18 protein-coding genes are annotated in these 22,470 nt (G+C 59.9%); 10 read left to right on the top strand and 8 right to left on the bottom strand.

The features are described 5' to 3' along the window. Window positions 1–28 precede the first annotated feature (28 nt). The 4 genes from LB559_RS06560 (at window position 29) to LB559_RS06545 (ending at window position 4,615) form a co-directional block, all read left to right on the top strand. Window positions 29–2,449, top strand: coding sequence for an aminotransferase class III-fold pyridoxal phosphate-dependent enzyme (locus LB559_RS06560; protein WP_126070463.1), 2,421 nt, complete (start codon window positions 29–31; stop codon window positions 2,447–2,449). Window positions 2,450–2,468: 19 nt separating this feature from the next. Further along, window positions 2,469–3,491: a histone deacetylase family protein gene (locus tag LB559_RS06555; protein WP_164548778.1), complete on the top strand. Its 1,023-nt coding sequence runs from the start codon at window positions 2,469–2,471 to the stop codon at window positions 3,489–3,491. A 177-nt stretch (window positions 3,492–3,668) separates the two neighbouring features. Continuing rightward, window positions 3,669–4,163 carry a VOC family protein gene (locus LB559_RS06550; protein ID WP_126070465.1) on the top strand — a complete coding sequence of 165 codons (495 nt, stop codon included), beginning with the start codon at window positions 3,669–3,671 and terminating at the stop codon, window positions 4,161–4,163. An 86-nt stretch (window positions 4,164–4,249) separates the two neighbouring features. Further along, window positions 4,250–4,615 (top strand): hypothetical protein, encoded by a 366-nt coding sequence (locus LB559_RS06545; RefSeq protein WP_126070466.1) that lies wholly within the window; start codon window positions 4,250–4,252, stop codon window positions 4,613–4,615. A gap of 118 nt (window positions 4,616–4,733) precedes the next feature. Here LB559_RS06545 and LB559_RS06540 read toward each other — a convergent pair whose 3' ends face one another. The 6 genes from LB559_RS06540 to LB559_RS06515 all read right to left on the bottom strand — a co-directional run bounded on the left by LB559_RS06540 (window position 4,734) and on the right by LB559_RS06515 (window position 11,514). Continuing rightward, on the bottom strand, window positions 4,734–5,711 hold the full coding sequence (locus tag LB559_RS06540; RefSeq protein ID WP_126070467.1) for a 2-dehydropantoate 2-reductase: 978 nt from the start codon (window positions 5,709–5,711) through the stop codon (window positions 4,734–4,736). Window positions 5,712–5,825: 114 nt separating this feature from the next. Continuing rightward, on the bottom strand, window positions 5,826–7,409 hold the full coding sequence (gene ggt, locus LB559_RS06535; RefSeq protein ID WP_126070468.1) for a gamma-glutamyltransferase: 1,584 nt from the start codon (window positions 7,407–7,409) through the stop codon (window positions 5,826–5,828). A gap of 195 nt (window positions 7,410–7,604) precedes the next feature. Continuing rightward, window positions 7,605–9,113 carry an acyl--CoA ligase gene (locus LB559_RS06530; RefSeq protein WP_126070469.1) on the bottom strand — a complete coding sequence of 503 codons (1,509 nt, stop codon included), beginning with the start codon at window positions 9,111–9,113 and terminating at the stop codon, window positions 7,605–7,607. An 11-nt stretch (window positions 9,114–9,124) separates the two neighbouring features. Further along, entirely contained in the window at window positions 9,125–9,919 is a 795-nt protein-coding gene (locus LB559_RS06525; protein WP_126070470.1) for an amino acid ABC transporter ATP-binding protein, read from the bottom strand. Continuing rightward, window positions 9,916–10,695 (bottom strand): amino acid ABC transporter permease, encoded by a 780-nt coding sequence (locus LB559_RS06520; RefSeq protein ID WP_126070471.1) that lies wholly within the window; start codon window positions 10,693–10,695, stop codon window positions 9,916–9,918. The genes LB559_RS06525 and LB559_RS06520 overlap by 4 nt, the downstream gene beginning before the upstream one ends. Window positions 10,696–10,704: 9 nt before the next feature. Then, entirely contained in the window at window positions 10,705–11,514 is an 810-nt protein-coding gene (locus LB559_RS06515) for an ABC transporter substrate-binding protein (protein WP_126070472.1), read from the bottom strand. A gap of 172 nt (window positions 11,515–11,686) precedes the next feature. On the opposite strand from LB559_RS06515, the gene LB559_RS06510 reads away from it, so the two are divergent. Both LB559_RS06510 and LB559_RS06505 read left to right on the top strand, forming a co-directional pair. Beyond that, on the top strand, window positions 11,687–12,358 hold the full coding sequence (locus tag LB559_RS06510) for a FadR/GntR family transcriptional regulator (protein WP_126070473.1): 672 nt from the start codon (window positions 11,687–11,689) through the stop codon (window positions 12,356–12,358). An 834-nt stretch (window positions 12,359–13,192) separates the two neighbouring features. Then, on the top strand, window positions 13,193–13,792 hold the full coding sequence (locus LB559_RS06505) for a sulfotransferase family protein (RefSeq protein WP_126070474.1): 600 nt from the start codon (window positions 13,193–13,195) through the stop codon (window positions 13,790–13,792). Window positions 13,793–14,709: 917 nt separating this feature from the next. On the opposite strand, the gene LB559_RS06500 is transcribed toward LB559_RS06505, so the two are convergent. Further along, complete coding sequence (locus tag LB559_RS06500) at window positions 14,710–14,934, bottom strand: hypothetical protein (RefSeq protein WP_126070475.1); 225 nt, start codon at window positions 14,932–14,934, stop codon at window positions 14,710–14,712. A gap of 116 nt (window positions 14,935–15,050) precedes the next feature. Between LB559_RS06500 and LB559_RS06495 the strand changes: the two genes are divergently transcribed. Next, entirely contained in the window at window positions 15,051–15,791 is a 741-nt protein-coding gene (locus tag LB559_RS06495; RefSeq protein ID WP_126070476.1) for a hypothetical protein, read from the top strand. A 90-nt stretch (window positions 15,792–15,881) separates the two neighbouring features. On the opposite strand, the gene LB559_RS33090 is transcribed toward LB559_RS06495, so the two are convergent. Beyond that, a complete protein-coding gene (locus LB559_RS33090) occupies window positions 15,882–16,679 on the bottom strand; it encodes a PAN domain-containing protein (protein ID WP_411970032.1) in 798 nt (265 codons plus the stop codon). 444 nt (window positions 16,680–17,123) lie between these two features. Here LB559_RS33090 and LB559_RS06490 point away from each other — a divergent pair, with 444 nt between their 5' ends. Genes LB559_RS06490 through LB559_RS06480 form a run of 3 tightly spaced genes read left to right on the top strand, consistent with a single transcriptional unit; the run spans window position 17,124 to window position 22,460 of the window. Next, entirely contained in the window at window positions 17,124–18,059 is a 936-nt protein-coding gene (locus LB559_RS06490) for a hypothetical protein (RefSeq protein ID WP_126070477.1), read from the top strand. Continuing rightward, window positions 18,056–19,297, top strand: a complete 1,242-nt coding sequence (locus tag LB559_RS06485; RefSeq protein WP_095804222.1) for a hypothetical protein — start codon at window positions 18,056–18,058, stop codon at window positions 19,295–19,297. The genes LB559_RS06490 and LB559_RS06485 overlap by 4 nt, the downstream gene beginning before the upstream one ends. Window positions 19,298–19,334: 37 nt before the next feature. Then, window positions 19,335–22,460: a virulence factor SrfB gene (locus LB559_RS06480; protein WP_095775722.1), complete on the top strand. Its 3,126-nt coding sequence runs from the start codon at window positions 19,335–19,337 to the stop codon at window positions 22,458–22,460. The last annotated feature ends 10 nt before the right edge of the window (window positions 22,461–22,470 follow it).

Here is a 22,470-nt window from a genome sequence, read left to right as displayed (position 1 = left end):
GCGTCGAAATCGAGGTACCAGTTCGGCCATGCAAACGAAGATCACCGAGACTGAAGCGCGTGCGCTCCTGCGCAGCATCAAGGCGCCGCAACTGGACCTGAAGCCGGTCGCAGACCATGTGCTCGAGCACTACGGGCTGGCAGGCGAATGGCATCAGCTGGGAGGGGAAAGAGAACAGAACTATCGTCTTGTCACTGCCGCCGGCGAGAGGTTTGTCGTCAAGATCGCATCTCTCGAAGAGGATGAGGAAAGTATCATCTTTCAGGCGAAAGCGCTTGAACATATCGAAAGGGTCGATCCGGCGCTCCAGGTCCCGCGAGTGCGCAGGACCCTTGGAAGCGACCTGCTTTCCAGCATTTCGGATGGAGAGGGTAGAGAACACCGTTTACGCGCTCTCTCGTTCGTCTCCGGTACGACTGTCATGGACCAGTTGGGTCAACGAGGGTTCAAGCTCTCCACCGACGAACTTTTGACTCTCGGGGCGGCGCACGGCCGCCTGGCCAGGGCGCTGCAAGGGTTCAATCATCGCGGTGCCGTTCGACCGATGCCGTGGGACCTGGCAAATGGCCTGCTCCTTGGTGATTGGCTGCGGGACTATATCCCAGAAGAAATCCGCCAAGACGTCGACCGGGCATTGGAGCACTTCGCCGGATCAACCCTTGCGGCGCTGCCCCGCCTCCGATCCCAGGTCATCTACAATGATTTCCACGAGAGCAACGTTCTGGTCCGGGCCGAGCCTTTGCTCGAAGTTGTGGGGGTTATCGACTTTGGCGACATGGTCTATGGGACGGTCGCGCAGGACCTCGCCGTCGCTGTAGCGTCTTTCATCCATTGGAGCCCGGAACCCGTGGCTGCTGCATCAGCAATTGTGCGCGGCTACCAGAGATATATGCCACTGGAGGCCGCCGATCTGGCGGTGCTCAAGGATCTGGTGCTTGCCCGGCTGATCCTGCAGGTCGGGCTCGTCCGCTACCAGGCTGCAGTCAACGGCCGGCACGACCAGCACCTCGACGAACTGCAAACCCTGTATTCGGCTGCCGTATCACGCCTCGCCAACATCGATGGCAACGCGTTCGTCGCCTCGATGACCCCCTCCGTGGTGCCCACGCCGATTTCATCGCCCGTGGTGGAACAGACTACGACCGATATCCAAGCCCTGATGTTCCGCAGGCAATCGGTCTTGGGCGAGGCCTACACCTTCTACAACGAGCCGCTGGAACTCGTGCGTGGTCGCGGCACAAAACTCTTCGACGCCTCCGGGACGGAGTACCTGGATTGTTACAACAACGTCGCCAATGTGGGGCATTGCCATCCCTATGTGGTGCAGGCGCTCGCCCAGCAGGCGGCCACGCTCAACACCAACTCCCGCTATCTTCACAGCGAGATCCTGCGGCTGGGAGAGCGGCTGACTGCGACCCTCCCCGAAGGCCTGGATACCTGGATCTTTGTCTGTACCGGCTCGGAAGCCAACGACCTGGCGGTTCGCATTGCCCGGTCGGTTACCGGCAACGAAGGCGTGATCATCACAGAAAACAGCTATCATGGCAACACATCGGTGGTCGCGCCGCTTTCGTTGCTGGAATACGACATCAAGGACAAGCCGAGCTGGGTCGAGGCGGTGCCGCCCCCTAATGTCTACCGGGGCATCCATCGAGGCGACCAGGCCGATTTGGGGGAACGCTACGCCGATCACGTGACCGAAGCAGCGGTCCGCCTTGGAGCAAGGGGATCGGGCGCTGCAGCGCTGCTGATTGACTCGATCTTTGACGGCAACGGCGCCTTGGTCCCGCCGGGCGACTACATGCGCCTTGCCTTCGAGAAAGCGAGCCGTTCAGGAGCGTTGTGCATCGCCGACGAAGTCCAAATGGGCTTCGGAAGATCGGGCACGCATATGTGGGGCTTCGAGGCATTCGATGTTCGTCCCGACATAGTCACCATGGGAAAGCCGATGGGCAACGGGCACCCCATCGCCGCGCTCGTGACGCGTCGCGAAATCGCCCTGGAGTTCCAGCGTCGCACTGGCTATTTCAACACCTTCGGCGGCAACACGGTCTCGACGGTTGTCGCCAACGCCACCTTGGACGTGCTGCAGGGCGAGAACCTGCAAGGCAACGCCGAGCGTGTCGGCGCGCATCTCAAGGCATCTCTCGACGGTTTGATCGGCACGCACGAGCTTGTCGGCCACATCCATGGGCGCGGCCTTTTCTACGGAGCCGAGCTTGTCCTCGACCGGACCTCGCGCGCTCCCGCGAAACTCGCGGCCCGCTGGGTGCGTGAACGGATGAAGAGCCTCGGTGTCCTGGTTGCCTCGACCGGTCCCTTCGGAAACATCATCAAGATAAGGCCGCCATTGGCCTTCAGCACCGCCGACGCCGACCGGTGCTTTGAAGCCCTTCACACCGCGCTGACAGATGTGCCACCCGATCTTCGGATCGCAAATAGCGCCTGAGCCAACCGGGGATCAGCAGATGAAGATCTACAAGTGCGATGCTCATCTGGAGCATCAATCCAAAGTCGAGCTCACCCCTGGGAGGTTCATCCCAACGCTGGACGTGGCGGAGCGCACCAGCGCTGTTCTGGATGTCTTACGGCAGGCGGGCCACACCGATGTCTTGGACTGTGCACCCGCATCGAAGGTAGATCTGCGCACCATTCATTCCGCAGACTACCTGGATTTCCTCGCCACGGCCTGGGATGAATGGTCTAGCTCATTCGGAACCGAACTCGACGGCGTCGGCTTCGTCTGGCCGCACCGCAACCGGCCGCCGCGATGCCCAAGCGCGATAGAAGGCAAGATCGCCTACTACATGTTCGACGGGGTGAGCACGATCACGCCGGCGATGTGGCCTGCAACCTTGGGCGCAGCAGGGGCTTCACTTCAGGCTGCCGGGGACCTTCGCGTCGCTGGATTGCCGGGCCTGGTCCTGGCTCGTCCTCCGGGGCATCATGCCTGCTGGAACATGGGTGGAGGTACGAGTTACACCAACCATACCGCGCTGGCCGCACAGGAACTGACGCGAGATGGCGCTCGGGTCGCGATCCTGGACATTGACGCTCACCATGGCAACGGTTCTCAAGACATCTTCTGGACCAGGTCCGATGTCCTTTCCATCTCTCTCCATGCCGATCCCGCGGTGGATTATCCCTATTTCTCCGGGTACGCCGACGAGATCGGCGCCGACGCCGGCGAAGGCTTCAATTTGAACCTGCCACTCCAACCCGGCACCGACTGGTCGGGCTACAGCGAAGGTTTGACGACCGCGCTCGAGAGGCTGCACGACTATTCTCCAGACTACATGGTGGTGGCGCTTGGCGTGGATAGCTATGCCAAGGATCCCGCAGGACGTCTGGCCTTGGAGTTGGCTGATTTCAACCGGATTGGCGAAGCCGTTGCATCCTTGGGCCGCCCCCACATGTTTGTGCTCGAAGGGGGATACTGCCTCGATGCGATTGGTCGCTGCGTCCTCAATGTTGTCGCGCCGGGAGGTTAGATGCGCCTGTGCCTCGCCGGATGTTTTGGCCGACCCGGCCTAAGGGAGGGGATTGACCTCAAGGAGCGAGTTGCCGCTTGCGTCGACAGCCACGACTAATTGGTTGCCCGCGCTTTGACGACTGATCTTGTCAGTATCTCGTACTTTTGTTTGGCGAAACCATCGGAGGAATTAGCTATGGAAAATCAAAACAGGGAAGAAGGCTTTGAGGGCCGAATGATGCGCCTGGTTAAAAAATGCGATCAGGAACAGAGGCTCATCATGAACCACGTCTGCATTCGGGTTGAGGATATCGGTCGCACGGAAAGGTTGCTGTCTGAGTCTTTTGGTATCGGCAAAGGAGGTTTTACTCGCGTTGAAGGAAATTTATTCAAGGGGGAAGCTTTTGTCAGCGGTGCGTGGGTGAACGACGATTTCTATCTTGAACTAATGGAGCCGCTCGAAAAACAACGGCTGGGATACGATACCGGGTGCGGTGCACCAATTGGGCACTTGAGTGAAATTGGCTTCCTCACCCCTAATATGGACGCAGAATTGGACCGGCTATCAAAGCTGGGGTGGAAGGTGACTGACACGCTTTCATCTGAATTCTCTAGAGAGGTAAAGATGGACATGGAGCCGTCCATTGGATTTCCCATAGAGCTGATGGAAGTAAAAATCAGAGATAAATAACGCATATTAGCCGACTACATCACTGGGTTAATTCTTATATTTAACAATCGCGAACAGAGCACGAAATTAAGAGGGCTTATAGTCAAATGGCGTACATTGAAATTTTCCCTAAATCCACTGAAACACAGCAACGCTTGGCCGACCACAGCGCCCCGATGATGGACATCCTTTACCAGGCCACAAAAAGGATTCTCAACGTTCCTGATCACGATATCATCATCGAGTTAAATCAGTGTACAGCAATAGAATTTAATTCCTTGGCAGTGCAGTCTTCCGCAGTTCCAGATGTCGTAATAAAGATTTCAACCAGTGACCATGATTTACAGCAAAAGTTTCAATCTCTATGCGATCTCATCGTGAGAAAATGGAGCGCACAATTCGGGAATACACTCAAATTAGAAATTTGGATAAACTTGATTGATACGTGGGGCTGCAACATAGACCTCAATTAGAATGAAGCAACGCTCCGTGCGTTGCGCTTGCGCGCCGATCGGGCTTTCATCCCGGACAGTGATCCGGGCGGCGGCAGCAACAATGAGCGCCGATCAAATGGCGTGAAGGGGGTGGTCGTCAAAGACAGCCGGCGAGTTTGGCACGTTGCCGAATGAGCGCCTCGACGATATCGATCGTCGGGGTCGCATGGCGGGTGAGACGGCCTAGCTCCTGGACCGCCGACACCAGAGCATCGATCTCCATCGGCCGGCCAAGTTCCAGATCCTGCAGCATTGATGTCTTGTGCTTGCCGACCGCGGCCGCGCCGGCAATCCGTCGATCGACATCGACCCCGAAATTTGCCCCCAGCGCCTCGCCGATCGTCTGAGCTTCGACCATCATTGCCAGAATGATCGCCCGCGTGCCTGGATCGGCGCAGATTTCATCGAGCTTTCCGCCGGTCAGAGCGGAAACTGGGTTGAACGAGAGATTGCCCCACAGCTTCACCCAGATCTCATTGCGGATTTGCGTGCGGATTGGCGCCCTGAATCCAGCCGACGCGAGGAGAGCGGCCAGATTGGCGGTGCGCTCGGTCCTCTCGCCTGAAGGCTCGCCGATCGGTAGGCGATCGCCTTCGATATGTCGAATGACGCCGGGAGACTCGATTTCGGCGGCCGGATGCACGACACAGCCGATCACGCGCTGAGGTCCGATCGTCTCCCACAGCACCCCCTTCGGATCGACGGACTCGATGCGGCGGCCTTCGTGCACGCCGCCATGCTTGTAAAAGTACCACCAGGGCACGCCATTCTGCGCCGTGACCACCGCCGTTTCAGGGCCCAGAAGCGGCTTCAGGTTTTCAATGATGCCGGGAAGCGAATGGGCCTTGAGCGCCAGGAAGACATAATCCTGGGGGCCGAGATCGGCGGCCTGGTCTGTCGCGCGCACGGTGACGGTGGTCTCGCTATCTTCCGACTTAAGCGTCAAACCCGTTTCGCGAATAACGGCAAGGTGGGCACCTCTGGCAACGAGACTCACCTCGGCGTCGCCTTGTGCGGCAAGCCTGGCACCGACGAGACCGCCGATCGCTCCCGCGCCAAACACGCAGATCCGCATCAGCCAATCGCCTGTTGCATTGTCGACCAGTACACCCGCACCCGATCCACCCCGCGCGACGAGGCTCCAACTGACGGCAGTAAAGGAGCCGATGGCGTATGGTGGGTCGGGGACCTAGTAGCCAAGGGCGCAGCCGTCCATGCGAGCATCCGAACCTCCGATGAGCACCCCTTCCGACCAGTCGATCTTGATCATTTGTCCGCCGCCAAGCGGCTCGGTTGCCTCGACGAGCCGATGGCCGAGCTTTCTGAGCCCCTCGACCGTGCCGATCGGAACGCCACGCTCGACCTGAGTGTCGCCCAGCGAATAGAAGACGCGGGGCTGGTCGATTGCCTCCTGTGGATCGAGTCCGAAGTCCACGATACCGGTCAATACGTGCGTATGTCCGAAAGGTTGATAGTCGCCCCCCATGACCCCATAGCAAAGGAATGGCCGACCATCCTTCAAGGCGAGCCCGGGCATGATCGTGTGGAGGGGGCGCTTGCCCGGTCCTATCGCATTGGGGTGAGCAGGATCGAGCGAAAAACCCATGCCGCGATTTTGAAGCGTGATGCCATAGGTCGGCGAGACTCGCGTTGAGCCAAAGCCCCAATAGACCGAATTGATGAAGCTGACGCAGTTGCGATCGCGATCGACGACCGTCAGGTAAACAGTATCCGATTTGCGCATGAGCGGCGGCGGCAGATGGTCTGCCACACGGTCGCGACGGATTTCATTGCGAAGGCGTGCGGCATAGTCCTTGGAGAGGATTTCATTCACCGGAAAAGCCGCATGGCGGGTGTCGCAGACGAATGCATCACGATCCCTGTAGGCCAGCCTGCCGGCTTCGATTTCAAGATGCAGGCGCTCAGCCCCCAAAGGTTCGAGCGCGGCGAGATCAAAACCCTCGAGGATGTTGAGCATGAGGAGCGCGGTGATGCCCTGGTTGTTGGGCGGGATCTGGCAGACCTCCATACCACGGTAGTTTGTACGCACGGGCTCGACATATTCGCCTGCGGCGATCTCGAAATCATCAAGAGTGTGATAGCCACCGAGGCTGCGAAGGTAGCTCACGATATCCTCAGCCACAGGTCCCTTGTAGAAACCATCTCTCCCTTTGGCGGCGATCAGGCTAAGCGCGTCAGCCAGACCGGGGTTGCGAAAGATCTCACCGGCCCGAGCGGCCCGGCCACGCGGAAGGAAAACGCGGGTTGCATTGGGGTCGCGCCGCAACCGCGCTTCATCCACAGCCCAATCTTGCGCCACTCGAGGGTGAACCGGAAATCCATTCCGCGCAAAAGCGATTGCGGGGGCAAGAAGCTCGCCGATCTCCTTGCGTCCATGATCCGCCACGAGCCGGGTCCACGCATCAATAGCGCCCGGGATGGTAACGGCATGCGGGCTTGAATCTTCAAGCTGAGATTCGCCAACGGCAAGTCCGCTGGCCGGAAGTCTGGACGGGGCTCGCCCGGAGCCATTATAGGCAACAATCTGATCGGTGCCGTTCTTGGCCATGATGACAAAGCAGTCGCCGCCGATTCCGGTTTGCTGCGGTTCCACGACTGCAAGCACCGCGGCTGCGGCAACTGCTGCATCGATTGCCGCGCCTCCACTTTGCAGCACCTCAATGGCAACTCGCGCCGCATGCGGGTTGTGGGTGGCGGCCATGCCGTTCATGGCCATTGCCGGAGAGCGGCCAGGTAGTTGGAAGTCGCGCACAGTGTACTCCTATTGGCACGGACAGAATGAAAACGGCGAGCCTTGAGACGCGCCACCCATTTGCTTGTCAGTTACGATTGCAAAATGTCGCGACAGCTCCGGGGTTCGCGTCCGATCGCGCTCGCTTTCGCTTCCCTGAAGCGGGCGAGCACCGCTGCGGAATCAATCTTGGCGCGTGATGCGGTGTTGACCATCCTATGCGAGCCCAAGTTTTGCCGCGAGGCCAATGCGCTGCATCTTGCCCGTGGCGCCCTTCGGGATCTCCGGCACAAAGACTACAAGTCGTGGCACTTTGAAGTCGGCCAGCCGACCCGCCGCGAACTCCCGAATATCACGCTCGCCTACCTGGGCTCCCTCCCTCAGCACAATGGCCGCGGCAACGTCCTCACCAAGCTTGTCATGCGGTATGGCGAAGGTCACAGCCTGGTGAACCGCAGGGTGGGCCATCAAGACTTCATCGACCTCAAGTGGGGCGATTTTCTCGCCACCGCGGTTGATGATCTCCTTCAGCCGGCCCGTAAGGCGAAGAAAACCGTCATCGTCCATCACACCCTGATCGCCGGTGCGAAACCAGCCGTGAGCAAATGCCTCGGCGTTCGCTTTCGGGTTGTTCTCGTAGCCACGCGTGACGTTTGCGCCGCGTGTGACGATTTCTCCTTCCTGTCCGGGAGCAAGCAATCGTCCGTCCGCGGCCATGATGGCAACCTCGGGTCCCGCAGCGACGCCGACACTTCCTGGCTTGCGCTGGCCTGGCGGCAACTGATTGGACGTCATCTGATGGGCGTTCTCAGTCATCGAGTAGGCTTCGATAACCGGGCACGCAAAAACGCGCTCCATTTCGGCGAAGACGGGTGATGGCAATGATGCCGAGCTCGAACGGATGAACCGCAACCGGTTGGCGGCAATAAGCTCCGCATTGCCACTGCTGCGCGCCAGAATCGCCTGGTGCATCGTCGGCACGGCCGTATACCAGGTCGATTTGGCCTCGTTCATCCAGCTGACGAACTTCAGCGCATTGAAGCCGGGCGTACAGAAGACACTGCCGCCAGCCGACAGGCTTGCCAGCACGGCCGCCACCAGACCGTGAATATGAAAGAGTGGCATGATGTTGAGGCAACGGTCCGACGGCCCGAGCTTGAGCGTCCCTACGATATTTGCCGCTGAAGTCAGCAGGTTCGTATGACTAAGCGGCACTATCTTGGGTTTGGAGGTCGTACCCGAAGTATGGAGGACCAGGGCGATATCCTCAGATTCCGCCGGTCCAGGCGTGGTGGCCACCGACGGTGTGCCCGACATATCGAAGAGACCAGCCGGACCCTCTTCTCGTGCGTGCAGGTGAATTATCGGTATCCCGACACGAGCGGCTGCAGCGAGCGCTGGGCTCTTGCTACCGGCCGCAACGAGAAGCGCCTTCGCCTTGAGATCATCCAGGTAAAAGAAAAACTCGTCCTCGCGGTAGGCTGGATTGAGTGGAGCTGTCGTACAGGTGGTTGCGCAGGCTAGGAAGGCGGCGACCATCTCGGGGCCGTTGACAAGGACGATGGCTAGTTTGTCACCCCTCCCAATGCCAAGATTGTTGAGAGATATGACCGTTCGATCGACAAGAGCCAGCAGTTCTCCCGAGGTGACGTCCGAGCGCGCGGGAGCCCCAATTGCTCGAGCACTCGAGGGCGCTGAACTTAGGATATCGCGGATCGTGTTCATGCGTACCGCCCTCAATCTCGCTTGCCAATGACTCGAGATAGAAATGCCGCGGTCCGTTCATGGGCAGGCGCGGTGAAGAATTGCTCCGGAGGCGCATCCTCTATTATCTGGCCGCCGTGCATCATGATGACGCGGTTTGCCACTTCGCGCGCGAAGCCCATCTCGTGGCTCACCACGATCATGGTCATGCCCTCGCGGGCGAGTTCCTTCATGACGTCCAGGACTTCGCCAATCATCTCAGGGTCGAGCGCACTGGTCGGCTCGTCGAACAGCATAAGGGCAGGACGCATGGCCAGCGCACGGGCAATGGCCACACGCTGTTGCTGACCACCAGACAGTTGCGCGGGGTAAGTGTTCTCTTTTTCGGCCAAGCCAACGCGGGCGAGCAATGCGCGGCCCGTTCGGAGCGCTTCCTCACGCGGAATCTTGCGCACGTGAATCGGCGCTTCGATAATGTTTTCGAGGGCCGTCAGGTGGGGAAAAAGATTGAACAGCTGAAAGACCATTCCAATCTCGCAGCGTTGACGAGCGATGTTGCGCTCGCTGTCTTCAACAAGCAGACCATTGCGTTCGCGATAGCCGATCAGATGGCCGTTGACCTCGATCCGACCCTTCTGAATTTTCTCAAGGTGATTGATGCAGCGTATGAACGTGGTCTTGCCCGACCCCGACGCACCAACGATGACGACCACCTCTCCCTTGCGGACGGTAAGATCGATTCCCTTGAGAACCTGAAGGTCTCCGAAGCGTTTTTCCACTCCGCGCGCGGTGACAATCGCAGGCTCCGCCACCGGATCATCGCTCATCGCGGTTCTCCAATTTGTCCAAAACCGAACAGGCGCCGGTATCCCTTTGATGCAAGTTTGCGGGAAGCTGCCGCGGCAGGATCGCCAAACCGTGACTCGAGCCGCTGCTGGACAAAGCCCCAGAGCGTGGTGAGGGTCAGATAGTAGCAGGCGACCACCATATACAGCTCAAAAACACGAAAGGTTACGGAGGTAACCATCTGCGTTGCGAGCAGAAGTTCGGGGACGCCAATCACGCTCAGCAGTGTCGTGTTTTTCAGCATGCTGTTGAATTCGTTGCCCAGCGGCGGGACAACTACGCGCGCTGCTTGCGGCAGTATGATGCGGCGCATGTAGAGGCCATATGTCATTCCCAGGGACTTTGACGCTTCCGTCTGGCCTAGGTTGACGGAATTGATCCCGGCTCGAATGATCTCCGCCATGTAGGCTGCTTCATTCAGCGTCAATGCAAGAAGTCCTGCCTGCAGATTGCCGGGAAGCGTCGCGAAGCCGAGATTGATGTCCTCGAAGCGAAAAATGTTCGCGGCCGCCAAGCCGGTGTAAATAAAAACGATCTGCACCAGCAATGGCGTGCCGCGAAAACCCCACACGAAGATTCGCGCGGGCACTTGCAGAAGGCGATGCTTCGAAATCCGGGCCAAGGCTATGAACAGCCCCAGAACGGTTCCGAAGCCCTGAGCGACCACGCTAATGCTTAGGGTCAGCCAGAGACCGTGCAAATAGACCGAACTTGGCCAGAACAGGTACTCCCAGAAAACGCCCCATTCGAAGTTCATGAAGGCCGCCTATTCGATTGCGTCCCCTTCGAGCCCCCACTTCGCGAGTAACTTCTTGTAGGTACCGTCGGCCCTCATCGAATCGAAGGCCTTCTGAACGGCATCATGCATCTCGACCTCACCTTTGCGGGTGGCGATTCCGGTCTTGATCTTAGCGAACGGCTCGCCGCCAATGTCGAAAATATGGCCCGCTTTCTGGAGGAAGAAAGCAGCTGTTTCGAGAGTGGTTCCGTATGCATCCACCTGGCCAATTTGCAGCGCCTGGCGAGCATCGGAATCCTTTGGGAAGACCGTGACCGTTACCTCAGGTTTTCCAGCTTCCTTGAATTTCTTGTTCTGCTCGTCCAGCAGGCTCTGGATCGTCGTGCCATTGTCCACTGCGGCCTTGAGACCCGAAAGATCATCAAGTCCCTTGACATTCTTCGGGTTGCCCTTCGCCACTAAGAGCGACTGGCTCGAATACATGTAGTTGACAAAGTCGACGACCTCGCGGCGCGCCGGCTTGTCGAAAAGCTGCGACAGAATGGCATCGCACTGTTTCGCCAGGAGAGCCGGAACGATCGCGCTGAATGCAGTCTCCTTCCACTCGACCTTTACCCCCATCCGCTTCCCGATCTCTGTGCCGATATCGACATCCATACCGCCCAGAACCTGGTTTTCGTCGTAGAAACCGAGCGGCGGGTTCCCGAATTCGGCGCAATACGTGATCTTGCCCGCCTTGGCGATATCCGCTGGCGGCGCCACCTCAGCCGCATGAGCAACACCAACCGCGAAGACGAGCGCGATGGCACAACCGGCACTCTTGGAGAAACGAGACATCTGGCAACCTTCCCCTTGTTTATCGGCCCAACGATTTGGACCATTGCTTATTGGTCTATTTGTTGATAGTGTTCTTGTTATGAGTTTCATTATCTATTTCCCAACGCTTGCGCCCTGTCAACACACAGTGGGCGCTCGCCAATCAAAATAAGCCAATGCGGAATGGTCTAGTATGAAGAGGTCCGACTACGCTCACCAGAAGCTTGACGAAATGCTGCGTGAGAACCGTTTCCAGCCGCAGAGCCGGCTTCCGCCGGAACGCGATCTAGCGCGGCAGCTTGACGTCAGTCGAATGGGGTTGCGGGTGGCGCTTGATCGGCTCGAGGCGGAAGGACGGATCTGGCGCCATGTCGGTCAGGGTACCTTTGCTGGTTCGCGTCCCGAGAAAGCACCGACACAACTGTCGTTCGTTACCGCAAACACGAGCCCGGCCGAGGCGCTAGAGGCACGCCTAGCGATCGAACCTCAGATCGCCCGAATGGCAGCGCTGCGTGCGAGCGAACTTCAAATTTCCGATATGTTCGGACTAGTTCAGAAAGGAAGAGCCTCGGGAGATCCTGCAGCGTGGGAGTCTTGGGATGGGCAATTCCACCGGGCACTGTGTCTGGTCACGGGCAATCGACTCCTGCTTTCAATTTTCGATAGCTTTAATGCGATAAGACGGCAAAGGACGTGGAGCCAGCTGCGTCAGGCTGTACTCACGCCGGAGCGACGGGAGCACTATGCGCAGCAGCACAAGACCATTCTGGATGCCATCAGCGGTCGCGACGCCCTGCAAGCGGAAACCGCTATGCGCACGCACATAGAAGACGTAGCCCGCAGTCTGCTCGATCCCCGCAAGTAAGCGAGTATTCGGCTTCACAATTGCAGTCAGACGTATTCCAAATTCGCGCCTGAACACGTGCAGCCTGCGAAAATGGATCATATTGCTAGCCTGTCCGAGCTATCTTCGTTGGATCAGTGTTCGCGCTGCTAGCCCTGCTGGCCCTCCATGACCCCTCTGCCGAAGCGGTGGCGCATGTTGGGGTGCTACCGCAGTAGGAGTTATCCCACAGCCTTCCCTCACGGCTTGCGCCTTGGCGCAGCCTATGCATGCGCCGGTCGAGCTGGCGTGGGAGGCGGTCGGGCGGAGGGTTGGGCCGCAGCTTCGGTAACCTCGGCTTGCTCGTCTTTCTTAGTCGCCTCCACGCGCTATCCGGCGCACGCGCCAGAAGTCGATGCCTTCATAGCTATCCAAAACCCGAATCCCACTTTATCCATAAGCAACCGCAATTCGGGCTGAGGCGCGACCTAGAAAGTTCGAAAAGCTTCCAGGAGCACCGGTCGAATCCGAATTGTAGGACCATTCAACGACCCCCTCCGGGCCGGGAGCTGATAGGGAGCGTCCGGGCTGTGCAACGAGAATGCGGACATACGACCACCTACTGCCCGAGGCCGAAATTGCCCCGAAGCGACCCTTGTCGGGGCTATGATGTTGGAAACGAAGACTGCCGCCTAGTTCCTGCGGCTCGGATCGCTATCGACGCCGTAACCGGCCGGCCCGCTATGTAGCCTTCGGGCAGAGCGAGTTCGGCGCATCGCTCGATATGCCGATTTGGTCTCTCAGGGTGAGCGCCAGGACCATCCTCCCTTCCCAACCTCTGCAATCTATGATCCGCTCCCGCCACAGGAGGATTGCATGGCATTATCTGTTATCGGGGCAGGGTTCGGCCGCACCGGCACGCACACTCTGAACCTGGCGCTTGAAATGCTCGGGTTCGGGCCGTGCCATCACATGGAGGACGTCAACTCTAACCCCGAGCACCGCGACCTGATCCGCGCCGCGGGGCGCGGCGAGCCGGTGGCTTGGGACGTCGTCTATGCCGGCTACAAGTCGGCAGTCGACTGGCCGACGGCCTATTTCTGGCGCGAACTCGCAGAGTATTTCCCCGACGCCAAGCTGATCCTCACCGTTCGCAACCCCGAGGACTGGTACAGGAGCGCACGCGCCACGATCTTCAACACCATGGGCCAGACCTCCGACCCGCAAAGTTTTGGCCGGGCCGTCATAGAGACGAAAATTTTCAGCGGTCGTCTCGACGACGAAACCCATGCTATCGAAGTGCTCGAAGCCCACAACGCCGAAGTGATCTCGGCTTTCCCGCCGTCGCGCCTGCTGGTCTATCAGGTGGCCGAAGGCTGGCCGAACCTGTGCGCCTTTCTCGGCGTGCCGATCCCGGCCGAACCCTTCCCCCACAGCAACACCACTACCGAATTCCGAAGCCGCTTCGCCAAATAAGCCCCGCACCGAGTTCGACCCCGTAGCCCGGGTAACGCGCGTAGCAGCCTGTCCACGGCCGCTCCGATGCTTGTAACCAATAGAAGCGGGTGCACCAGCAAGGGGAAGGTGGCCGCTGTTGGGCGCAAAGGTGCCATTGCGGCTAGCCGCTCGGATGTCCGCTTCTGGACGGCGGCCATGATAAGTTCAATGGCCAACTTGAGGCGCATTGCCGAACGGCAGCCTTGGGCCAACTTGACGATCCGTAGACAGGCACACAAAACGGACGATGTTCAGTTTATGTGACGCGGCTTAGGCGATCGACATACCCCGCCCGAACCTGTTGCTCGCGACAGGCTCACCCAGCGCATCGAGCCGCGATCACGCCGAGGCCAGGGGGTCGTTGCGGGGACAGGATTTGACTCTGCTGATCTCGCTTGCGAAGTCCCGTCAGCAGACGAACTCGGTATTGGCGGTAGCTCTCTACCGACTCGAACCCAGTTGCACCACAGCGGATCCAGACAGCCCCACCTCCTTCAGAAGCGCGCGCATCTCAACGGGAGTCGCAAGACAGAAAGTTCGAAAACCTTCCAGGAACCCCAGGCAAATTGGACGCCGTATCGGACACAAAGGGCACGGATATCGCAGTGAACGTCCGCAATGGAACGGTCAATATCGTCGGCAAAAGAGCGTCCAAATAGGGCTGTCGGCGGCTTCATCGTGGGAACGAAAAAAGAAGAGAAGCGGAACTTTCGTGTGCGTTTTTTGCACACAGAGACTCGTAAATGGCCATCCATCATGGGTGCTATCGGCGTATCCGCTGCCGTGGAGCGCGATTGGATAACGCCTAGCTGGGCTGTCACGCGTGTGCCAATTCCAGTCTGCCATTTATGCGACTTTCTGAGAACAAAAAGAGATCATGTAATGCCAATGGCACGTCATGGTTCTGGCAAAGCTGCACCAGTGTGGTCTGCTGGCTTTGTTTCGACGATTTTGCGGTGACGACCGCGGAAATTCAGAGCGCGTTGATGCCAGCTGTTGCGCCGATAGGCATTGAAGCCTGCGTCCAGCAAACCCTTGCGGAACAAAGGATTAGGATCGCGCTGCCCCAAAGACGCCGCAGCAATCAAACCTGGCTGTGGGCAGAGAAGTATAATGTTCATTGAACATTTTAGTGACGATCGTTCTCGGAGACGACTGAGGGTTTATACATTTGGTCAAGTACCGGTTGAAGCCTCAATGAATGAATGCCATCAGTGGGCTTTTTGGGGAGCGACCTATGAGACGACTTGCGGCAAGCGTATTGATTTCCATAGCTGCGGCCAGCGGGGGCCAGGCCGCCTGTTACGATATCTCGAAAGGGCAGCCGTCGCGGCTGAGCGGCGATCTCCATCGACGAATACTTCCCGGGCCGCCGAACTATAAAGACGTGCAGACAGGAGACCAGCCCGAGCCGACTTACTTACTGGAGCTGGATGCCGACATTTGCCTTGAGGGCGAGGGCTTTGCTGATTCCGCCTCCAGCTTCCGCGAGGTTCACGTCGTGCCGGTCGGCGGCATGGAGGGCGCCATGGCATCATTGATCGGACGCCGCGTGACTGTCGGCATCGTTGATCGATGGGCTCCAAAAAACGCAAATCGCCGAGCCCCGCTGATGGCCATTGTAGGGAGCATCGCGCCTGAAGAGGACATCACTGAACAGCCCGGCACCGCAGCGACCGTTGTGCGGGCCTTTTACCTGGCCCTCGGCACTGGGGACGGCAAGGAGGCGGCGCGGTTTGTAGTCCCTGAAAAGAGCGCCAGGGGTCCTCTCTCCGCCGCGGCCCTGAGTGGCTTCTACGGAGGGATGCAGGCGCCCCTTAAGCTTCTCGGCATCGAAGCGAAGGGAGATGACTTATTCTTCGTCAGCTATGCGTTCAGGAAGGGTGCCACAGCATGTTCTGGCCGCGCGGAAGTGACGACCGTGAACGAGGGCGGCAAGGACTACATCAAAGGCATTAAGGCGCTCGACGGCTGCTGATACGATCGCACGGCTAGAACTGGGCAATTGAGCGGCTTACGCGCAGACATCAACGCCTAGCTGCTGCGCCCGATAGAGTAGCCGGGAAATTCACTCGTGGCTAAGCCATATGTCGATGCGGTATCGGTCGGAACCTTGCATGGGCAATAGACCGTCCGCCCGTGTTCCCACTCCGGCAGGACGAAGGAGCGGACGCATCTCCTCTAGCGCCGCTCCGATTCTCCACTCCTCGGCGCCCGGCGAGGCATACCCGACGGCCTTGGGTACGAGCGCACATTGCGGTGTGGTACTCCTGTCAAACTGTTCAATCCTGCCCGGAATGAGCCGCAATGACTCAAAAACAAATCCGTTGATAGAACTGCGAAGTGAATCCGCTTCCACCGGGGCTCCGCTGCAGACATTGATATACACCCAGCCTATCGGCCTGGGGTCGCCGGGAATCGATCGATAACTCACCTTGCGGCCGCTGATGTTCGGCGGCGCCGCGCGTGAAACTTGGGGTTTCGGCTGGGCGGCGGAAGGCGTTGCGGGCGGGTTTGAGGGAGGACGATACCCAATGATCAGATTCCGCGTAGCTGCTGTCGACGCCCGGCTTTCGCCGGCGGAGCTGACCCCTGCCAAAAGCCGACAACTGTTGTCGGCGGACGAGTGATCAAAACCTACGCAGCCCGAACGCGAGGTGCAAAGGGATCGACATGCCTGCAGGGGTGCGATGACCTGCGCGCTGACAACCCCGTTCAGTGAGGTCCCGGGATAGTCGAAGAACACTGCCGTGGTCTGCGCGCCGATTGGTTGAATGCCAACCAGAACGACGAGAGCTGCCAGAGACGAGCCAGCGGCTCTAAGTAGGAGCTCTCGGTATCCGCAGAAAAAAAGATGCGCAAACATGTTTCCCGTGTCACTATTATTCTGTTTCAAGCGGGTCTTGACCGACAAGTCAGCGCGGTTGGCTGACTTTGACGTCATGACTGGCGAGGAGGAAGGCGAGTTAGACGGCTAGCCAGAAACCTCATGACAGATCGCGATCTTTCCCGTTGCCCCATTTTCTTTTGACGTTGGCAATGCCCCTGTTGCGCTCGGCAAATTCGGCCCGGCGCGACCGTAATCCTCCAGTTTTTGCATTTCCACCCCAAATGGGGGATGTGCAATGCCAGAATGCAATTCAACTAGAATTGGCGCTAAGATGGGAAATAGGCTGCGGTCCGCTACAGGTTAAGCATCTGAGTCGAATCTACTTGAGCGCTCGTTGACACTACGTTTTTTTCCGTCGAAGTATGCCGGAGGGGATGCCGCATAGTTAACGATTTCTTGCGGCAAGGGGAAGGTGCTTAAATGGCTCGAGGGGGCAACGTCCACTTCGTTCGTTCAACGTCGGCGCTTTCCGGCGACGTGTTGGCCGTCGCCGGAAAGCCGATGTGGCGGGACTGCGAAACGACGTTCGCCCGGATAGACGAACTGTGCGGTGACAATGCGTCCCGGCTGTTCGCCGAACCGAACGCCAAGGAGCAGGAGGGCGGGCGCCTGGCAGTGGCGTGGTTCAGCAGCTTTGACGACGAGCCGAAGCAGCTGAGCGAAATCGACCGAGGAAAGCGCGCCAGGGTCGAATCGATTTTGGTGGCGCGGATCGACGCGCTGCGTCCGGCGCTGGCAGACCGGGAAATCGGCGAAACGGTTGGCGCGATGCTCAACGTCGCGGACGAAGCCTCGATCGTCGCCGTCGGCGAGAACGCCGTGCTCACGAATTGGGGGGTGCTGCCAGAGGAAGCCCGCTCCTCCCGCGCCGCATTCGTGCGGCACTGCGAGAAGACAATTGGCCCCTACCTTCCAAGCGGCATCTCTCCCTGGGTGCCGGGGCAGTCCTGGGCCGCCGTCGGAGGTTTCGCCACCGCCGGACTGTCTCCCCTGCGGCGCGTGATTGTTCCCGAACCCACCGCAGCGTCCGCCCAAGAGGCTCACCCAGCGGCCTCCGCAAGACATAGGCAGGCTTGGCTTTGGCCCATAGCTGCCCTTTCTCTAGTTTTCGCCGCCAGCCTGATCTACGCGGCTTGGCCTGGCAACCTCGTTTATCCGATGGCGCTTCCGCCGCGGACGGCAGCTCCCGTGAACAGCGATGAGGTCAACCGCATCATTGAAGAGCGGATCGCTAAAATGAATGCCGAGCTCACGAAGACTGGATGCGAGACAGATTCTTCTATTCTTGGTCCACTCCTCGACGACGGAAGCGGTGGACCCGCCGCCCCGGCGCCAGCCGGAGGCCCGGCCCAATGAGCCAGTTCGTTGCCACCACGACCCTCAGCCTGATGCGATCCCTCGGATCGACCGCGGAGCGCTCGGTCCATAGGCTTCAAGCCGTGCTCGGGCGGGAATTCCCCGGAGGCATCGGGCTTGAGCTGGCCGAACCAGTGCCACGCAAGGACGGCTCGGGGATCGACTGGTATACCGAACGGGACGAGACGCTTGTCCGCCTGACAGACCTCCCGCCCGAAACGGCGTCCGTCTACAAGGCGCGGCTGGACCAATCCGTCCGATCAGTTCTCCGTGCGGCCGCCGCGCACGAGGCTCGCACCGACCCGGCGGCCCGGTCGACGGCTACCGCGCTGCGCAACGCGGTGACATTCCCCGACGACGAGAACGTGTGGGTCTCCGGCGATTCCGACGGGGGCGACGGAGTGCTCGTCCTCACTGCATGGGGTTATGAAAAACATGACGCGGAGACCAGCGGCCGGGGGCAGATTGCTGCGGTCGCCCGGGACCGGCCCCCGACGCCCGTTCCGGATGCAGTGGTGGAGCGGCCCGTGCTGCCCGCCGGTCCTTCCCGGTGGCGGCCGATCGCCCGCTGGCTGCTTTGGCTTGTTCCCATAGCGCTCGCGGGGGCGACCGCGTGGCTGCTGCTGCCCGCCTGCGGCTTGGTCCTTCCTTTCGGCGTAACGGCATTCGGAAAGGGCGGGGGCGCGTATTGCGCACTTGTCGCGCCGGCGCCAGCCGTCGATCAAGCCAGCCTGCGAACGCAGGAGCTAATTTCTGAGGCCACTGTGATCGAGGGGCGGCTGCGCCAGCATATGAACTCGTGCCAGCAGGCCTCGCTAGATCAGGCGGCGATAGCCAAGAAGCGCGTCGACCGCGAGCAGGGACTGCACGGCAAGATGGAGGTAGCTCTCACTTGGAACAACCGCACGGATTTGGATCTTGCCGTGAAATGCCCCAGCGGGGAAATAGTGAAACGGCGACAACCCGCATGCGGCGGCACTCATGATATCGATATGAATGTCCCTGACCGAATGAGCAATGAGCCTATCGAACACATAAGGTGGGCGGACGATCCCCCGCCGGGCCACTACGAGGTTTTCGTAAACCTCTTCGACCGCCGGGATGACCCGTCGGTGCAAACCGACTTCACCGTCCTCCTGAAGAGGGGTGATTCCACTACCCCCCAGTCCGGTTCCCTGAGCGTAGTGAAAGCCAACGATGCTACGCAACTGAAGGTCATGGAGTTCGATATCCCATGACTACGGCAAGCCGAAACAAGCCTGACAGGACGACTCAATGCTGACCAACCTCGCCGATTTCAGCGATGGCTTCACGCTGGTGCCTGACAGTGGCATCCAGTTCGTCGAGTTCGGGTTCGACTTCGACGCTTCTCCGCGCCTGTCGAGGTCGTTCATCGAGCGGCTGTCGCCGGGCGAAACGGGTTCGGATGGAAAGACGCTGATCCGCCTGCTTCCGAACTGGAACGATGACGATCCTGACTCGGACCAGCCGCCCTACCCCCCGAAAGGCGACGACGTGGTGTACGACATCGCGAAATCGAGGGCGCTCGAGACCTTCCTCGACCGCTGGGTTCCGGTGCCGTTCTTCAAGATCGAACCCGGCAAAGACTCGCTGGGCAACGAAATATACGCGCAGGGCCCGACCGACTGGGTCCGGGTGAGGGTTACGGAGACGCGGAATGCCCACGGCGACCGCAAGGGAACGCACAGGGCGATCTTCGCGTTCGACAGCTCGCTCGCGCCCCGGAAGACGAACCGTCCCTACCTCGCTCCCTGTCCTGAGGACGCGATGCGGACCGAATCGTTCCGGTTCGTCAGCCAGCTCCCCGACGTCATCTCGTTCCTGTCGCACAAGGTCGACGTTCCCGGACAAGGGCCAGTGGACGCGCAGAAGTGGCTGGACGACTGGCTGAGGGACATCCTCTATTCCTTCAAGAAACTCCAGAGGAAGGGCAAGGAGCTGAGGCCCGAGGACTTTCCTTTCCAGTTCGAGCACCTCGCCCGGTACATAACTTTCGTTCAGTTTCTCGCCAGCGTGATTAAGCCCGTTCGCGTCACCCTCATCGATACGGTTAGCGACAACAGGAACGTCCATCCGGTCGATGTCGACCTGGTGCTCGACATCGGTAACTCGCGGTCGTGCGGCCTTCTGATCCAGTCGTTTCCCGACGACGTGAACGTCGATCTCAACAACTCCGTCGTCCTGGAGCTGCGCGACCTCTCCAAGCCTGAACTCGTCTATCGCGATCCCTTCGAAAGCCAGTGCGAGCTGGTGGCAGGGGAATTCGGCGCGGAAGACATAGCGAGGCGGTCGGGCCGCCCCCGGGCCTTCTTCTGGCCAAGCCTGCTCCGCATCGGTCCCGAAGCCTCGCGCCTGCGCGGAGAGTCCGAAGGCACCGAGGCCGCGACGGGGCTTTCTTCGCCGAAGCGGTACCTATGGAGTTCCGATCCGGTTCTCCAGGAGTGGAAGTTCCGTTCGGCTTCGGCGGGCCATGCGGGAACCGAGCCGCTGATCGAGCGCTCCATGTACCGCTTCATAAACGACCGCGGCGACGTCCTCGAGCAACTCGAGAGCGACAGGCGCCAGTTCAAGCTGAAAGTCAAAGAGAGCGAACTGCAGACGGCGAGCCGCTTCTGTTTCTCGAGGTCGTCCTTCTTCACCTTCATGCTCGTCGAAATCATCGCGCAGGCGATGTCGATGATGAACAACCCCGGCACCCGCCGGGAAAGGAGGTTGAAAGACTCTCCGCGCCGCCTGCGGAGGATCATCCTGACGATCCCGTCGGCGACCCCGATCCAGGAACAGCGCATTCTCCGGTCGCGCGCCGAAGCCGCGGTGAAGCTCCTCTGGTCCCTGTCGGGATGGGGCGACAGCGACAGTGGCATAAACAGCCAGCGCCCCGAAATCCACTGTTCATGGGACGAGGCGAGTTCGGTTCATCTCGTCTATCTCTACGGCGAGGCCGTGCACAAGCTGGGCGGGTCGATCAGGACGCTGTTCGACATGCTCGGCAAGGACAGGGAGAGGCCGAAAACGCTCCCGCCCTCCAAGGGCAAGGAGAAGCTGGAGCGGTCCCTTCGCGTCGCCAGCGTCGACGTGGGCGGCGGCACCACCGACCTTATGGTTACGACCTACTTCCAAACGGACAATGTCGCCCTGTTCCCCGACCAGAATTTCCGGGAGGGGTTCCGCATCGCGGGCGACGACCTTCTCAAGGTGGTCATCGAGCGGCTTGTCATACCGAGGCTGGAGGAAGGGCTCGCCCAAGCGGGCCTTCCGAACGCGCGGAACTATCTCAAGGACCGCTTCGCCGGCGACAACCCGAACATGTCGGAGCAGGAAAAGCACCTGCGCCGCCAGTTCGTGCTGCAGGTCCTGCAGCCGATCGCCATCGCGGTCCTGTCCGAATGCGAAGCCATGCCGGCGACGAGCCGTAAGACGGAAATCCGGAAGGCTGGCAGCTTCTTCGAAACCACGGGAAGGACGACGGCCGGAGGCGACATTCCGGTGGACGCGCGCATCCTCGGATATCTCAAGGACAGCATAGGCGCGCTCGGGGCCGGAGAGTTCACGATCGCCGACTGCGACGTAGCGGTCGACCCGCTTGCCGTCGAAGAGTGCGTTCTGTCGATCTTCGACACCGTCTTCGACAACATCGCGGAAGCGATCAACCATCTGGACGCGGACGTGGTGCTCCTGACCGGGCGGCCGATGCGGCTGCCGCAGATGATAAGCCTGTTCATGAACAAGATGTCTGTCCTGCCTGACCGCGTCATTCCGATCAAGGACTACCGGGTCGGCACGTGGTATCCGTTCCGGGGCGTCAGCAACACGCACATCGACGACCCGAAGACGACCGCGGTCGTGGGAGCCATGCTGTGCGCGCTCGCGGAGCGGCAGATCACCAACTTCACCCTCTACTCCCAGTATCTCCGGATGAAGTCGACGGCCCGGTACATCGGGCGGCTTCAGGGCAGCTCAGCGCTTCCGGACGAGACCCTGCTTTTCTCTGACATCGACCTCGACGCCGCCACGGCGGAAGCCGAGGCCGAGTTCGACTACCACAGCCCACTGCGCATTGGCTTCAGGCAGCTTCCGCTGGAGCGCTGGGTGGCGACGCCGCTCTACAAGCTGACGACCGCTCAGACGCGGTCGGCGCGGAGCGTGCGAAAGCCGGTCCGCGTCACGATCGCGCGCAACGTGCAGGCGCCGGAAGACGACGAGGCGAACGAGATCGCGCTTCTTACGAGCGAGGCGACCCGCGAGGAATTCGTGATCCAGGACGCGGAGGACGCCGACGGCTCTCCGGTCAAGCGCATCATGGAGCTGAAGCTGGACACGCTCGCGGTCGAGGCGGGCGACGGTTACTGGCTCGACACCGGAATTATCTCCATCCAGTGAAAGCTGAAGC

It is taken from the genome of Mesorhizobium sp. BR1-1-3, from assembly GCF_020165455.1.
Lineage (GTDB): Bacteria > Pseudomonadota > Alphaproteobacteria > Rhizobiales > Rhizobiaceae > Mesorhizobium > Mesorhizobium ciceri.
This window is presented reverse-complemented; position numbering and strand designations above follow the sequence as displayed.